Annotated in this window: 11 protein-coding genes; 9 read left to right on the top strand and 2 right to left on the bottom strand. The window is 47.6% G+C overall.

The features are described from left to right. Positions 1-365: 365 nt before the first annotated feature. Both ACRBG0_RS08830 and ACRBG0_RS08825 read right to left on the bottom strand, forming a co-directional pair. On the bottom strand, positions 366-6659 hold the full coding sequence (locus tag ACRBG0_RS08830; RefSeq protein ID WP_431486535.1) for a T9SS type A sorting domain-containing protein: 6294 nt from the start codon (positions 6657-6659) through the stop codon (positions 366-368). A gap of 383 nt (positions 6660-7042) precedes the next feature. Then, positions 7043-7822 (bottom strand): patatin-like phospholipase family protein, encoded by a 780-nt coding sequence (locus tag ACRBG0_RS08825; protein ID WP_431486534.1) that lies wholly within the window; start codon positions 7820-7822, stop codon positions 7043-7045. A gap of 377 nt (positions 7823-8199) precedes the next feature. Here ACRBG0_RS08825 and atpB point away from each other — a divergent pair, with 377 nt between their 5' ends. From atpB to ACRBG0_RS08780, 9 genes are all read left to right on the top strand, one after another. Continuing rightward, positions 8200-9513: a F0F1 ATP synthase subunit A gene (atpB, locus tag ACRBG0_RS08820; RefSeq protein ID WP_431486533.1), complete on the top strand. Its 1314-nt coding sequence runs from the start codon at positions 8200-8202 to the stop codon at positions 9511-9513. Positions 9514-9593: 80 nt separating this feature from the next. Continuing rightward, a complete protein-coding gene (gene atpE / locus ACRBG0_RS08815) occupies positions 9594-9788 on the top strand; it encodes an ATP synthase F0 subunit C (RefSeq protein ID WP_020538440.1) in 195 nt (64 codons plus the stop codon). A 119-nt stretch (positions 9789-9907) separates the two neighbouring features. Further along, positions 9908-10426: a F0F1 ATP synthase subunit B gene (atpF, locus tag ACRBG0_RS08810; protein ID WP_431486532.1), complete on the top strand. Its 519-nt coding sequence runs from the start codon at positions 9908-9910 to the stop codon at positions 10424-10426. Between the two features lie 66 nt (positions 10427-10492). After that, entirely contained in the window at positions 10493-11032 is a 540-nt protein-coding gene (atpH, locus tag ACRBG0_RS08805) for an ATP synthase F1 subunit delta (RefSeq protein ID WP_431486531.1), read from the top strand. Positions 11033-11067: 35 nt separating this feature from the next. Then, positions 11068-12654, top strand: coding sequence for a F0F1 ATP synthase subunit alpha (atpA, locus tag ACRBG0_RS08800; protein ID WP_431486530.1), 1587 nt, complete (start codon positions 11068-11070; stop codon positions 12652-12654). A 59-nt stretch (positions 12655-12713) separates the two neighbouring features. Continuing rightward, entirely contained in the window at positions 12714-13613 is a 900-nt protein-coding gene (gene atpG, locus ACRBG0_RS08795) for an ATP synthase F1 subunit gamma (protein ID WP_431486529.1), read from the top strand. Between the two features lie 339 nt (positions 13614-13952). Further along, complete coding sequence (locus ACRBG0_RS08790; RefSeq protein WP_431486528.1) at positions 13953-14900, top strand: N-acetylornithine carbamoyltransferase; 948 nt, start codon at positions 13953-13955, stop codon at positions 14898-14900. 41 nt (positions 14901-14941) lie between these two features. Beyond that, positions 14942-15580 (top strand): DUF1801 domain-containing protein, encoded by a 639-nt coding sequence (locus ACRBG0_RS08785; RefSeq protein WP_431486527.1) that lies wholly within the window; start codon positions 14942-14944, stop codon positions 15578-15580. A 25-nt stretch (positions 15581-15605) separates the two neighbouring features. Continuing rightward, the gene (locus ACRBG0_RS08780) at positions 15606-15983 is read left to right on the top strand and encodes a DUF2809 domain-containing protein (RefSeq protein WP_431486526.1); all 378 of its coding nucleotides are present in this window, start codon (positions 15606-15608) and stop codon (positions 15981-15983) included. Positions 15984-15991 lie beyond the last annotated feature (8 nt).

The raw sequence follows: 15991 nt of genomic DNA, 5'->3' as shown, positions 1-15991 counted from the left end.
AGCAACTGTAATCAAGATTTTAACATAAAAAATTTAATTGTGGGCCATGCCGTCTCCCATCCCGACTTTTCTAGTCAGGACGGGATCGGCACCGGGCTGTTCACTCTTATGCAGTGCTGCGCATTGCATACCGTTACCATCCACTTGTCCTTGCGCCGTCCCGGCCCCGAGCTTCGGCCTCACGGCCTACGCACCAGACTAACGGCCTGAAGCCCGTTCCGCGAGTAGCATGGGTTTCAGCCCGTGCGAGTACAAAAAAACGCCCCGGAACAGCTATGTCCCGAGGCGCTTTTTTATACTATCTCAAGCACTTCGCACTTCGCACGACGCACTTCGCACTTCGCACGACGCACATCGCACCTGCGTTAATGCAAAATCACCACTTCCCTGGTTTGCACTTCCTGCCCGTCCGCCGTCAGGCGTAGGAGGTAAGTTCCGTTAGGGAAACGGCGCGTATCGATGGTTAATCCTTCCTGCGTCCAGTTATCTACCGCTGTACGAGACAGCTCCTGGCCGAATAGGTTGTACAGTGCTACCGTTACCGGTGCGTCTTCCAGCCCATTGGCTTTCACTTGCAATAGGTCATTTACAGGGTTGGGGTAAACATTGAGTTTCACAGCACCATTGCTGCCGTTGCCCGTAAAGTCGCCTTCGTCGTCAGAGTAATCACACACTACGGTTACGGAAGCGAGGTACTCACAACCATTGGCATCAGTGATTAATACACTGAAAGTTTGCGTGATGTATCCCATCGTAAACAGGATGCCAGCCAGCGTTGGGTCGGTCGTAATGTAGCCATCTTCCAGTGGGAAGGTCAGCTGCCACTGATAACTGTAAGGAGGTGTTCCTCCCATCGCAGTGACACCGAGGCGGTTGTTGTCGCTGTTACACTCAATCACATCGCTACCAAAGCTGAAGGTTGCATCAAGGTCATTGTTTACGACCAGTATCTCCTGACTTACGGAGTTGGTGTTGCCACATTTATCCGTTGCTGTCCATGTGCGGGTAATCAAAACGCCTTCAGGGGTAGCGATCTGCGTTTCCGAAAAGATCACTTCTACTGCTTCGTCGTAATCATCGCTAGCTGTTACGTTTGCTACTGCGGGAATTGCTGCACAGAATACTTCTACATCCGCAGGGACATTGAAGAAATTCGGTGCGTTGCCGTCCACGTAGAAGACCGTCAGGCTAGCCGAGCTGGTGTTTCCACAAGGGTCGGTAGCAATAAACTTGTAATCGTACTGCGCTAGATAGCCGTCGGCTGCACAATCGCCGGAAATGGAGCTTTCCATAATTACTTCGGCAATTATCGTTGCACAGTTATCGGTCACGGTTACATCATCGGAAGTTAACAGCAATGGATCGTTAGGATCACCAAAGCCATCACCTACGTTGAGGAACAACTCGTCGCCACTTTCCAGTCCGAAGAGTAGATCACTGGTGAATTCGATGGTCGGCGCAACGTCGTCATCAAAGAATACTTGCTGAGTGGCGGTACTTGTGTTACCACAAGCATCGGTTGCTGTCCATGTGCGGGTGAGCACCTCGCCACAACCGCTTTCGCTGCTCATTACTTCATTAAGGAAGACCTGTGCTTGATCACCGGTACAGCCATCCACTGCTGTGACGACCACGTCAATGCCGGTATTGTTACACATATCAGCAGGCACGCCGCTGAACACCGGGCCTTCATTGTCAAGTACAATGATGCTTTGGGCAAAGGTTGTTGCGTTACCGCAATTATCCGTTACCGTCCAGGTTCGGTCGTAAGCGACGGGGTTCGCCGAGCAGCTCACTTCGATAGGCGCACTGTCCACAAAAGTCATACTGGCAATCTCTCCACAAGCGTCCGTCGCTTCGATCATCGGAATGTCGTCGCCACAGCTCAGGGTAAGTTCATTCGGGCTACTCACTACAGGTGGCGTCATATCCACAAAGTCGATCATGATTCCCAAGCTAGCGGTGTTGCCACACGCATCGGTCGCTACCACGCTTAAGCGGTAACGCGCAAAGTAACCATCCTCTTGACAATCGCCCTCGTCCATGAGGTTGAGTTCGATGCTGGATTCACCACTTCCACAACCACTACCTATGCTGATCGCTGCTTCCAGTTCCTCCACAGAGAAGGCAATATCCTGATCACAATCAATAGGCAGTTGCACCAAGTCACCGTCCATCACGTCGCCAATTTCTGGGTAGTCGATGGTGATCGTTGGTCCGTTGCTGTTGTTCAGACTGATGCGCTGGGTGTAGCTAGCGGTGTTTCCACAAGCATCTTCTGCATTCCAGGTGCGTTCGATGTATTGGCCACCGTCGCAGTCAATGGGGTCCGACTGGTTGAAAGTCATCACGGCCAATTCACAGTCATCCACAGCTTGTACATCCGCCACTGGTGGCAGGTTGTCCAGGCTGGCACAAGCATCTGCGGGCAGTCCTTGGAAGGTCGGTGCCGTTTCGTCTACGAGGTACCAGTTGATGGTAGCTGTAGCCGCATTGCCACATTCGTCAACGGTAAACCAGGTGCTGATCAAGTGGCCAGAATAACCATATTCGGCACAATCAAAACCACCTAGGTCAACCAGTTGGTAAACCACTGGGGTAACACCGCTACAATTGTCATAAGCAGTAGCCGCACTAGCAATGATCTGTGAGATATTGCCGTATTCAGAACATTCGATGAAAACATCTTGCCCTGGGGTGTAGCCGCTTACGTATTCGTCAACAAACTCAAACACCGGTGGGGTGGTGTCTTCGACCGTTACGATCTGTGTTTCTACACTGGTGTTACCACAACCGTCCGAAGCCAGCCAGGTGCGGGTCAGGGTGTAGTTGTTGGGGCAGTCGCCGTTGGTGCGTACCTCGTTGAAATTGTAGATTACTTCGGAGCAGGAGTCAAAAGCTTCCATTGCTGGAACTGGCGCAGTCTCGTCACACTCGATGGTCACATCGGCGGGCGAGTTTTCGAATACCGGCGGTGTAGTGTCAATAATCTCGGTGAAGAGGGTGTAGACCGTAGTGTTACCACATACATCCTGCACGGTAAATACCTGCTGCCAACGAGTGAGGACATTGCCTACACAAGGCCCGTCGTACAGTTGCGTTAGTACTTCTGTAATCCCTGCAAAGTTGATAGCGGAGCAGTTGTCAGTGATCGTCAGTTCGCCAATATCGATCAATGGATCCCAGGTGGTGGAAGGCAAGTCACACTCCACTGTGTAAGTACCACCGTCGGGGATGCCGTTAAAGCTCACAACGGGAGCAGTATTATCGATAAAGGTATAGTTACACACGAACGGCTCGGAGAAATTACCACAACCATCGTCGGCGATGAAGGTAATCGTGATCACGCGGCTACAAGTGCCATCGTCCACCACGGTAATGTCATCAACGGTGATGGTTAGATCGCCTTCGTCGGTACAGTTGTCACCTACACAGCCTTGTAGAGGAAGAATAGGAATTCCGCCCACGGTCCAGCCGGTAAATACGTCGATTTCGTCACCTTCGCTCAGCGAGATGGTGGCATCGGCGGGGCAGACGTTACCATCTTCGGTAAAGAAAGTAGCGTCAATCTGGCAAGCCAGATCGAATACTGGTGCTGTATCATCGATGAAAGTATAGTTCAGTGTAAACGGCTCGGAGTCGTTTCCACAGCCATCATCAGCGATGAAGGTCACGGCAATATTGCGGTTGCAGGTACCGTCGTCGGTGATGGTGATATCATCCACCGTGATGGTGATCTCTTCGTCTAGCGCACAGTTGTCGCTCACACAGCCATCAAGGGATGGTACCGCGTTTCCACCTACGGTCCAGGTATCAGTAGTGCTGAGTTCGTCGCCTTCGCTGAGTGAAATGATCGCATCGGCAGGGCATACATCACCAGTTTCTGTAGTGAAGGTGAGGTCAACCTGACAGGCTGCGTCAAAAACAGGAGCTTCTTCATCCCGCAGGAAAATAAGCTGCTCACAAGAAGCAGGTGCTCCACACCCCGTGGCCGTCCAAGTACGGATGATGACGTATGCACCAGTATTGCACCGCATCGTGATTTCATCGCTAAAGCTTACTGTTAGATCACCGCAAGCATCGGAGGCAGTAGCCATACCCGTATCCATAGGATCGGTAGAATCGCCACAAGTGAGATCGGCATTAGCGGGACAAGCGATCATCACACCCGAAGTATTCTGGATGGTGAAACGGGTAATGATACGGTCGTCCGCAACGTTACCGCATTCGTCACGCACGAAGAATTCGTTGATCAGCGTCACCGAACAATCTGTACGATCTTCTTCGTAAGAATCGGCTAGCGTCACTTCCAGATTCGCAAGAGAACTACAAGCATCGGTAATACAACTCAAATCAAGAAACATGGTATAGGATCCGCCCGAAGCAGCTGTAAAGCCACCGTCAGGGCCGATCGCGAAGTAATTTCCGTCGGGGGTATTCGCGCCTAAAGGACCTGGGCAGCCCTCGAAAGTCATGGTGAATTCAGCACAATTTACTTCAGGTGCTTCGGTGTCTACTATTGTGATGATCTGAACACAGGAAGAGGAGCTGCTACCACAAGCATTGGTCGCCGTCCAGGTACGGGTGATAACGCCGGTACCAGAGCCACAGTTGGCAGCGAACTCATCATTGAAGGTAACAATAGCATCACCACACTCCGTGGTAGCGGTTGGTTCGCCAGTCGCTGTAGGATCGGTGGACATGCCACATTCCACGGTTACATCATCCGGACAACTAATAGCAGGAGGGGTAGTAGAAGAAGTTTCAATCGTGATTTTAGTGACAATTAAGTCGTCAGAGATGTTGCCACAGGCATCGCGTAATTGAAATTCATTGACGAGGGTAATGGAACAGCCTGGCTCAACATCTTCGGAATAAGAATCGAAGAGGGTGTATTCCAGGTCCGTCAGGTCGCTACAGTTATCCATGGCACAACCGTTGAGGTCTACCACTACGATGTAGCTGCCTCCGGAAGCGGCGAGAAACGTACCGTTGTCCGGCACGTCATGCCATGCTCCGTTCGGGCTATTTGGCCCCAGGCCATCGGGGCAGTCGTCGTAGGTGGCGGTAAACTCAGCACAATTTACCTCCGGGCCTTCCGTATCACCGAAAGTGGCGACAATGGTCACAAGGTCAGGAGAAATGTTGCCACACGCATCCTGAATGTCGTAGGTGTTGGTCAGTGTTTGGCCACAATCAGCGGTGCCTTCAACGGAACTGACCAGACGAATTCCCATACCGGTGAAGCCATCCGTACAGCCGTCACTTACGCAGCCGTTAAGGTCGAGATTGTAAGTTGCTCCCGTACCAATTCCGATACCAACGGTAATCATACCATCCAGGGGAATAGGACCAAAGCCACCCGAGGGTACGTTCGGTGACAAAGAGCTGGAGCACCCACCATCAAAGAAAGTCGTGAACTCTGCACAGCTTACATTAGGTGGAGTTGTGTCGACGATCTCTATCTCTTGTACGCAACTTGAAGTGCCACCACACTGATCGGTGGCCGTCCAGGTTCGGGCAATGATTCCGGTACCTGAACCGCAGCCATCTGCCATAAAGGAGTCGGAAAAAGCGACCACAGGATTAGCGGGGCAATCGTCGTCGGCGGTAGCTTCTCCCGTATCAGCAGGATCAGTAGACATGCCGCATTCTACCGTAGCGTCAGCCGGACAAGTAATGTCAGGATCTACACCTGGGTCTTCAAATACGAATTTCACCAACACGGTTTCGTCCGCCACGTTGCCACAGGCATCGCGGAAGGCGTATTCGTTGACGATAGTGATGCTACAGTCCCCTCTGTTTTCTTCGTAAGAATCGATAGTGCTATATTCGATGTCTGCCAAGTCGGTATCGTTATCAATTATACAGCCGGATAAATCGATGGTTTGATTGAAAGTACCACCCGCTGTAGAGCCGATTTCGCCATCAGCGCCAATTAGAATCCAAGTAGGAGTAGTAATGGTGTTAGGGCCAAGGAAATTTGGGCAAATAGAAGTGTATGTTTCGCTGAATTCGGTGCAGGTTACCGTAGGTGGTGTGTCCTCGAAAGCTACTGTGCCTTGGATAGCGATATTGTCGAACCGCCAAGTGCCGGTACTTCCTTCTGCATTGTATCCATAGATACGGAAGGTAGCTGCGGTGCAATTCAAGGTAAAAACAAAGGATTGGCTACGCCAGCTGCTGTTGTCAGGTATTGAACCTGAAGCTACACCGGAAGACCCTGTGGTGCCGTCGGCTAATGTGAAATCAACTTCGACAAAAACGTTTCCAGGCCCGGTGCCGGAGCGTCTTTCATCAAAATCGAAGCCACGAATTTCTAGTAGGTTACAATCATCAGTGCTGATGCTTACCTCTAGGTAATCATCGGTGTCAATAGAACCACTGGTGGTCCAGTTATTAGCAGAGTAGGCATCTCCACCGCCATTGCCGGTGAAGAAGTTGATACTACCAAGTCCTGAACCAAAGGCAGCATTATTGGCAGTTACGTCAGTTGCCATGCTACTGGCAGTGGTTGTTTCTCCTTCAAAACCCCAGGTGGCCAATTGCGCACTAAGTTGAAGGGTTGCTGCTAAGAAAAATAAGACTAAAAAAGATCGTTGAAATGGAATGGATGATTGGGAACAATGTCGCCCGAATCTGTTGATGGCTTTTTTCATCAAATAGGGTTTGAAAAAATGATAAAAATGTTGTAGTTGGTGTTTAATGTTGGGTGTTGCGAAAAGATAAGTTTGGCCACCTCTCCGTTTATTGAAAACGACAGATGAACTTACCCCATAGGGATACTATGGCATTTTTACGTTGTTCTTTTAGGCAAAAAAGATAGATAGGCTATAGAGAAAGGCTCCTTATATATGGCAAAAATATTTATTCCGTTTAGGTTGTATATACCTAGTTTCTGTAAAGTCTGATATCTATGAATTCCGGTAGTTTATAGCGGCAGGGAATAGGGGGAAGCGCAATTCTTGACTGAATTCATGTTGGGGCATTGAGAGCTTGACACGCATTAGGAATAAGCGCTAAGTTATTATTTCAGAGCGATTTACTTGGTGAATAACTTCTCGAGCGCACTGCGCTCCTGAAAAGCGGCTTGGTATCCAATCTGGAAAATTTCTTTAATTCGCCGGGTGTTGATCAAGCTGTATTCTTCCAGTCTTTTTGGAATGATGACGATATTGCATTCCCGGAATTTGGGGAGAGAGGTCTGGGTGACACTGATTTGAAAGGCCCTCTCTGCAACGGTAAAGGCAGTTTTTAATTTGGCAGCTGTCTTCTGCGGGAGTGGGTTGACATAGATGCCCAATGTTTTTTTACAAAGCGGCAGTAAAGGTTCAATGGGGAAATTATTAGTGATCCCTCCGTCGGAATACAATACGCCATTGATTTCAATGGGGGCAAACAACAGCGGGAAAGCTGCAGAAGCCAGTAAGTTTTTAATCAATGGCCCTTCATTAACAATTTCTCCATTGCCTGTCTCCAGGTTTGTACGCGTAATAAAGAGTGGTTTCTTTAGTGCCGAAAATTGATCAATAGGAAATTGTTCGGCCAGGCTTTGGGCGAAGCGGTCAAAAACCAGAATGCCAGGTTTCCGACGGGCGTAATTGCGCCAGGTGATCGGTTTGTTTTTAAGAAAAAAAGCAAGGGACTCCTCAGCGGTATACCCTGCCGCATAAAAAGCACCTACCAAAGCACCGGCGCTAGCTCCAGCGATGATGTCTGGCTCTATTTCTGCTTCCTGGAGAAATTTGAGAACGCCTAGGTGGGCAATTCCTCTGATTGCACCACCAGAGAGTACTAAGCCCGTTTTTTCTGTTTTTTGCATTGCTGCAAATTTAAGTTGTCCTTACCAAGCTCTATATGTACAGCTCCTTTTGAAGGATTGAGGGTAAGGTAAAATAAAAGTGTACGTATGGCAACTAGTTGATGAAAGAATATTTAGCAAGAAAAGCAGGGGGAATCAAAAGAAGCTTGCCAAAATATATTCTGTGCAAAAGTTTTTTCGACAAACAAATGATGGCACTGTGCTTCATCTGGCTAACGTAGCAGTAGTAAAAATGCCATATTACTTGCTAACTTACTGTTTATCAGTATTTCCTCTGTGTTACTTTGTGTTAAAAAAAGATAAAGGGAGTTTTTTTAAACGGGTTAAAGTATCTACTTTTGCGCAGGTTTTAACAAACGACCAAAAAGCGACGTAGCGTGAAAGTATCTTCCCGTTTCTCATCTTATCTTTTCGTAGTGGTTCTGGCACTGTTGTCCGGACCCGTTTTTGCTCAGCACGATGATCATGGTCATGACCACGATCACGACCACGATAGCCATGAGCAGTCCCATGCCTCCGAGGGTGAGCACGGCGGTTGTGGCGATCATGCCGAGGATGGCGAGTACGATCCGGTATCTACTGTAATGAATCACATTGCTGATGCCAATGAGTTCCATATCTGGAAAGGTATCCACATTCCACTTCCTGTATTCTTGTACGCGCCTGAGCATGGCTGGACAACTGGTACAAGTAGCATGTTCCATCATGGGGAATCAGCTGTTGATCGTTATGTTTTGAACCATGGTCGCGCAAATCGTATTGCTGACGACAACTTTCCTATGGGCGAAGTACACCTCGACGGTATTCTACATAAAGTAGAAACCTCTACCGACGCAAAAGGAAAGACCAAAGAAAAGGACGTTTATTACGCATGTGCTAAAGGTGAGCTTTGGAAATTGGATAAGCCTTCTACCTTAGATGGTGGCATCTTGGGCGGAGGTATTACTTCTTTCTACGATTTTTCAATCACCAAGAATGTGTTTACCATGATCTTGGCTTCTTTGTTATTGATCTTCATTTGGGGAGCAGTAGCCAAAGGTTACAAGAAAAATGAAGGTAAAGCACCTTCTGGTATCCAGTCGTTCTTCGAGCCGTTCTTCACCTTTATTCGTGATGAGGTGACGAAGCCAATGATTGGAGAAAACAAGTACGAGCGCTTTCAGCCATTCATCATGACCTTGTTCTTCTTTATCCTGTTTTGTAACCTCCTAGGGCTAGTTCCTTTCTTTCCCGGTGGTGCCAACGTAACAGGTAATTTGGCTGTAACACTGGTATTGGCGGTATTGGCCTTTATTATTACCAACATTCATGGTAACGGACATTACTGGGAACACGTGGTATGGATGCCGGGTGTACCGACTTTCGTAAAGCCAATTTTGACCATCGTAGAGGTTTTAGGCCTTTTCATCAAGCCGTTTTCGTTGATGATTCGTTTGTTTGCTAACATCTCAGCAGGTCACATTATCATCCTGAGTTTGATCGGATTGATTTTCTTGTTTGGTGATAATGGAAACAGTGTAGGTGGTGCAGCAACAGGCGCGTTCATCGGTGGCTTGTTTACTGCCTTTATGAACTTGATCGAGTTGTTGGTAGCGTTCTTGCAGGCGTTTATCTTCGCTATTCTGACGGCCTCTTACATCGGAGCTGCAGTAGAAGAGCACGAACACCACGACCACGAACACGCACATTAATTAGATTTTAGTTTGTGAAGTCATAATCTTGTATTGTGGCTTTACTTCAACATATTTTTAATCATAAAATTCACTTTATCATGGGTGCAATTGGAGCAGGTATTGCCGCATTGGGAGCCGGAATCGGTGTAGGTTTGATTGGTAGCCACGCAATGGACGCTATCGCACGTCAGCCAGAAGCTGTTGGTGATATTCGTAACAACATGATCGTTACTGCTGCCCTTGTAGAGGGTGCAGCACTGTTTGCTATCGTAGTTGGCCTTTTGGCTGGCTAATTTTAGCGAACGATCAAAGAACCAACCAGTGGCCGTAGCGGTTGGCTGCGGCCACGGTTGATCTTTAAAAAGAATTGCCATTTTCTTTTTGCGTAAAGCAAAAGCAAAATATATAGACAATGAATATTTTTCTGTTAGCTGATTTTTCTGTTATCAAGCCAGATCCAGGTTTGATCTTCTGGACGTCTATCATCTTTATTGTACTGTGGACGGTACTAGGACGGATGGCATTCAAGCCTATCCAGAACGCTTTGAAAAAGCGTGACAACGACATTCAGGAAGCATTGGACGAAGCCAAGAATGCTCGTGAAGAAATGTCTAACGTTCAGGCCGAAAACCAAAAGCTCCTGGCAGAAGCTCGTGAAGAGCGTGCCCGGATGCTGAAAGAAGCCAAAGAAACGAAGGATCAGATCGTAAAAGAGGCGAAGGATCAGGCGCGCGAAGAAGCGAAGAAGATCGTTACCAACGCCCAGCAGGAAATCGAGAACCAGCGTAAGGTTGCTATGGCCGAACTTAAGAAAGAAGTAGGTGCTATGGCGATTGATATTGCAGAAAAAGTATTGCGCAAGCAACTGGCCGGCGATAAAGAGCAGGAGCAGTTCGTCAATACTTTGGTAGACGATATCAAGCTTAATTGATCATACGCCTTAATGGCGTATAAGATTTAGACGCCACACGGCGTGTAATATAATAACAACAGGCGCATGTCAGTACAAAGAATCGCAGGACGCTACGCTAAATCCTTGTTGGACTTGGCTCGGGAGCAAAACAAGCTCGACCGGGTACTGGAGGACGTGAAGTCTTTTCAGACCGCGAGCAAGAACCGGGACTTTTACCTGCTGTTGAAGAGCCCTATCGTCAATGCTCGCAAGAAGCTTTCGATCCTCGATGCCTTGTTTCTCGATAAGTACGATGAAACGACCATGGCTTTTCTGCGCATCCTGGTAAATAAAGGTCGCGAACCTTACTTACCAGAAGTTGCCGAAGAGTTTATCGCTCAGTACAAGAAGATCAAGCATATTTCTACCGTAAAGGTGACCACTGCTCAGCCAATGAGTGCTGCCGCTTTAGAGGCACTAAAAGCTAAGCTCACTGCAAGTGATGCAACCGCCAAGTCTGTAGAAATTGAAACGGCTGTAAACCCTGAATTGATCGGTGGACTTGTCCTCGAATTAGATGACAAAATCTACGATGCCAGTGTCGCGCAGAAGCTGGAAGAAGTGAAGCGCAGCTTACTTGCTTAATTAGTAAATTATTATTCTTAAAATAATTATAAATCATGGTTGACGTAAAACCTGATGAAATCTCCGCAATCCTTAAGCAGCAACTGTCAGGCTTTGACAGTGCTACTCAGCTGGAGGAATACGGCACCGTATTAGAGGTGGGTGACGGTATCGCTCGCGTTTACGGTTTGTTGAATGCCCGTGCGGGTGAGCTCGTTGAATTTGAAACCGGCGTTCAGGCCATCGTACTGAACCTGGAAGAAGACAATGTTGGTGTAGTATTGATGGGACCTAGTGATGGCCTTCGTGAAGGTTCACGTGTTCATCGTACTGGCCGTATTGCATCTATTAACGTAGGAGAAGGATACCTTGGCCGCGTAGTGAACCCATTGGGTGAGCCTATCGACGGTAAAGGAGAAATCACGGGCACTACTTATGAGATGCCTTTGGAGCGTAAAGCTCCTGGTGTTATTTACCGTCAGCCGGTAAACGAACCTCTACAGACAGGTATCAAAGCCATCGATGCGATGATTCCTATCGGTCGTGGCCAGCGGGAATTGATCATTGGTGACCGCCAGACTGGTAAGACGGCGATTGCTATTGATACTATCCTGAACCAGAAGGAATTCTACGATCGTGGTGAGCCTGTTTACTGTATCTACGTAGCTTGTGGACAGAAGTCTTCAACGGTAGCACAGGTAGCTCGCGTATTGGAAGAGAATGGTGCAATGCCTTACTCTGTAATCGTATCTTCTTCTGCTGCTGATCCTGCTCCATTGCAGTTTTACGCACCATTTGCGGGTGCGTCTATCGGTGAGTTCTTCCGGGATACCGGTCGTCCTGCACTGATTATTTATGATGATTTGTCTAAGCAGGCTGTAGCTTACCGTGAGGTATCGCTGCTACTTCGTCGTCCTCCGGGTCGCGAGGCATATCCTGGTGATGTATTCTACCTGCACAGTCGTCTGTTGGAGCGTGCCGCAAAGGTAATCGCTGATGATGGCTTGGCACAGAATATGAATGACCTTCCTGACAGCTTGAAAGACGCAGGTATCGTTAAAGGTGGTGGTTCTTTGACGGCTTTGCCGATCATTGAAACACAGGCTGGTGACGTTTCTGCTTATATTCCTACCAACGTAATTTCGATTACCGACGGTCAGATCTTCCTCGAGTCTAACCTGTTCAACGCAGGTATTCGTCCGGCGATCAACGTAGGTATCTCGGTAAGCCGGGTAGGTGGTTCTGCACAGGTAAAGTCAATGAAAAAAGTATCTGGTACCTTGAAACTGGATCAGGCACAGTACCGCGAATTGGAAGCATTTGCCAAGTTCGGTTCTGACCTCGATGCGGCTACCCTTTCGGTAATCGAAAAAGGTAAGCGTAACGTGGAAATCCTGAAGCAGCCTCAGTATTCTCCGGAAACGGTAGAAAAGCAGGTCGCTATCATTTACCTAGGTACCAAAGGCTTGTTGCGTGATGTTCCTGTTGAGAAAGTGAAAGAATTCGAAGAATTCTTCCTCGCTGAGATGGAACGCCGTGAGCAAGGTGTACTGGACAACTTCCGTGCTGGTAAGTACGAGAAGGACGATCTTGCTAAAGTAGAAGCTTTGGCGAAGGAGTTGACCGCTCAGTACAAGAAGTAAACAGCGCGGTAAAAGCCCTGTTTCAAATTGTGAATACTTTATAATAAAGTTTGCCCCCGATGGCTAATTTAAAAGAAGTCCGTGACCGGATTGTTTCGGTCAAAAATACTCAGCAGATCACCAAAGCCATGAAAATGGTTTCGGCAGCCAAGCTGCGGCGTGCACAGGATGCGATCACTCAGATGCGTCCTTATGCCAACAAGCTGGACAGTATGTTGCGCAATATCCTTTCTAACTTGGAAGGAGATGCCGGTACTGTTTTTGGCCAGGAGCGTCCAGTCGAACGTGCCTGTATTGTCGTGGTTACTTCTAACCGTGGTCTTTGTGGAGCGTTTAACACGAATGTGATCAAAGCAGCACTCGCCGCTATGGAGGGTAAGTTTGCTGATGTTCACGCACGTGGCAACCTCACGATGCTGTTTGTTGGTAAGAAAGGCAACGAGTATTTCAAGAAGCGTTACGCTGACTCAGTCAACATCATTTCCGATTACGTCAACCTGTTTGATGATCTGAGTTTTGAAAATACCAAAAAGGTCGCTAGTTACCTGATGGACAATTTTAAAAATGGTCGCTTTGATGCGGTGGAAGTTGCTTACGGGGAATTCCGTAATGCAGCGGTTCAAAATACCGTTCATGTTCCTTTTCTACCAGTACCGAAGGTAGAAGCAGAGGAAGGTGCTACTAATAACCACCGCGCTGATTACATCTTCGAGCCTAGCAAAGAAGGTTTGTTGAGCCATTTGGTGCCAAGTATTCTACAAACGCAGTTCCATAAGTTTAACCTGGATACCCAAGCTTCTGAGCATGGTGCCCGGATGACGGCCATGGATGCTGCTACAGAAAACGCTAATGACTTACTGCGTGATCTGAAAATATCTTACAATAAAGCACGTCAAGAGTCGATCACCAACGAAATCCTCGAGATTGTTGGTGGTGCTGCGGCCCTGGAAAGCGCTTAGTGTTATATGTTTAAAGAAAGGGAAAAGGTCATTCTGCTTCGGTGGGATGGCCTTTTTTAGTGTTCGAGCTGGTGCTCACGGTTTTGCGAGTGTACATTCAACGGTGTCTAACTAAAGTGGGCTTTTCTTTCTCCTAAAAGATGCCCCATCCCAGCAAACACTACTGCGAGTGAAACGAGTATCCCACGAGCCTTATCATTGCGTAGAAAACAAAATCGGTTTTTATTTTCGTGCTGTTCCTTAGCGAGTGGAACTCCCCACAAAAAACCTCTCTCTCGTCTTCTGGTTTTTTCGTGCAAAAGCTGCATTTTTGGAACTCACTCCGAAAAGTAATTGGCAATGAAGAAATTTACTTCCGTCTACGATATTGATGATCCAGCTAGTTTGGTAGCTGAAGCGCTGGCTTTGAAAAAGACGCCCTACACCAATAAAGCACTGGGGCAAAACAAGACTGTCATTTTGGTTTTTTTTAACCCTAGTCTACGTACTCGTCTGAGTACTGAATTGGCGGCCAAAAACCTGGGCTGTAATGTGATGACCCTCAATGTAGCAGACGGTTGGAAGCTGGAATTTGCCGACGGAACGGTGATGAATGGAGGTACAGCCGAACACATTCGTGAAGCTGCCGGGGTGATGAGCCAATATGCTGATATCCTGGCGGTTCGCTCTTTCCCTGGCTTGGAGGATAAAGACAAAGATTATGCAGACGAAGTGATGAATGCTTTTATCAAGTATGCTTCGGTTCCTGTTGTGAGCCTTGAGTCCGCTATTCGGCACCCACTGCAAAGCCTGGCTGACTGGGTAACCATCGAGGAGTACAAAAAGCGTATTCGTCCAAAAGTAGTGCTGACCTGGGCACCTCACCCGCGCGCGTTGCCCCAAGCAGTGAGTAATTCTTTCTTGGAATGGATGCAAGCTGCCCCTGTCGACTTGGTGCTAACACACCCAAAGGGGTATGAACTTGATCCGGCATTCGTTAAGGATACGCCAGTAGTTTATAATCAAAAAGAAGCATTTGCCGGTGCCGACTTTGTTTACGCCAAAAACTGGTCACCACTAAGCCCTTACGGAAAACCACAGCCTGTAGCAGAAAACTGGCAGGTTACGAAGGAGAAAATGGATATGACGGATAATGGCTATTTTATGCACTGCCTACCAGTGAGAAGGAATGTAGTGGTGAGTGACGCCGTATTGGATAGCTCGCAATCATTGGTATTGCCGCAGGCGGGTAATCGACTTTATGCAGCGCAGGCGGTGTTGCAGCGGTTGTTGGGAAGAGTGGATTGAGGTTGAAGTTCTTATATTTTGTATTACTAAAAGAATAAAAGATGAATTCAAAGGTTGATGATTTCTTGGGTAAAGCCAAAAAGTGGCGGCCAGAAATGGAAGAGCTGAGAAGAATTATCCTTGATTGTCAATTGCAGGAAGAGTGGAAATGGAGGGGGCCCTGTTACACGTTTCAAGAAAGTAATATTGTTATTATAGGTGCTTTAAAAGACTGTTGTAACCTTAGCTTTTTTAAAGGAGCCTTGTTAAAAGATCCCAATAATATTTTGGCCAAGCCGGGAGAGAATACGCAGTCGGCACGCGTAGTTCGGTTCACCAGTGTTCGTGAAATAGTGGAGCTGGAGCCCGTTTTGAAAGCTTACATCTATGAAGCGGCTGAGGTAGAAGAAGCTGGTTTGAAAGTGGCGTATAAGCCCGTTGATGCCTTTGCTGTTCCGGAGGAATTACAAAATAGCTTTGATAAAAATTCAGCCTTGAAAACTGCTTTCGAGGCTTTGACACCAGGACGGCAAAAAGGATACTTGCTCTATTTTTCTGCACCCAAGCAATCTAAAACCAAAGAAGCAAGGATTGAAAAGTATGCCCAAAGAATCCTCGACGGCAAAGGGTTTCATGATTGTGTTTGTGGATTGTCGAAGAAAATGCCAACCTGTGACGGCTCACATAAGCACATTAGCTAAGGCAGGAACTTGATCAAGTTGCGCAATGAAAAGAAGTAGAAAACTATACCTGGTATTAATTGTGGCTACTATTGCGCTGGGCTTGTTGTCTCGGACGAGTGTAGTTCCCCGTTTGATCTATCCTTACCTGGGGGATTACTTGTATGCCTTGATGGTCTTTTTAGGGGTAGGATGCTGTTTGCCCCGAACGGAGACCTTTAAAGTAGCGGTGATTAGTATCATTATTTGCTACCTCATTGAATTTTTTCAGTTGTATCAGGCAGATTGGATTAATAATATTAGAAACTATAGACTAGGCGGATTGATTTTGGGGTATGGCTTTTTATGGAGTGATATCGTAAGTTATACCCTTGGAGGGTGGACAGGCTATGGATTAGAGCGGTACGCTTATCGGAGGAAATGAGGTGTAGT

The sequence above is a fragment of the Lewinella sp. genome (assembly GCF_050633125.1).
Taxonomy (GTDB): domain Bacteria; phylum Bacteroidota; class Bacteroidia; order Chitinophagales; family Saprospiraceae; genus Lewinella.
Note: the sequence above shows the minus strand (reverse complement) of the source record. Positions and strands in the feature narration are given on the sequence as shown.